This window comes from Sulfitobacter sp. HNIBRBA3233 (assembly GCF_040149665.1).
Classification (GTDB): Bacteria; Pseudomonadota; Alphaproteobacteria; order Rhodobacterales; family Rhodobacteraceae; genus Sulfitobacter; species Sulfitobacter marinivivus.
In genome coordinates, this window is sequence record NZ_JBEFLP010000017.1 from 1 (window position 1) to 572 (window position 572).

General features: G+C 60.3%; 1 protein-coding gene. It reads left to right on the forward strand.

What is annotated here, in order from left to right:
- Window positions 1-572, forward strand: a 572-nt coding sequence (locus ABMC89_RS18980) for a TRAP transporter substrate-binding protein (RefSeq protein WP_349570797.1), incomplete at both ends; no start/stop codon positions are given.

Genomic DNA, 572 nt, shown 5'->3' on the forward strand with positions numbered 1-572 from the left:
GGCCAATCTGCGCGACGATGGGGTCGTCTCTCTGGGTGCCGCAGAAGGCGGGTTTCGCAACATGATCAACAATACACGGCCCGTGCGGACGCCCGAGGATGTCGAAGGCGTCAAATACCGCACCATGCAGAACCCGGTCTTCATCGAGATGTTCTCGTCGCTTGGCGGCAGCCCGGTTCCGATGGCCTGGGGTGAAGTGTTCACCGCCATGCAACAGGGCACGGTCGACGGACTGGAAATCCCCACTTCTGTGGTTAATTCCAACAACTACGCCGATGTGACCAAGTTCCTCAGCTTTACCCGGCACACCTATTCAGCGATCCATCTGCTGATGTCGGAGCGCAGCCTTGAGCGACTGCCAGAAGACGTGCAGCAGGCGGTGTTGGATGCGGGCGAGGCTGCGATTGCAGCGCAGCGTCAGGCCGTAGCGGCAGCAGAGGCCGATGTGGTTGCCGCCCTGCAGGAAAAAGGCATGGAGATCAACGACATCGATGATGTCGCCGCATTCCGTGCCAAGGTCGGGCCGGTTTACGAGCGCTTCGAGCCAACCATCGGCACCGAACTTCTTGAGC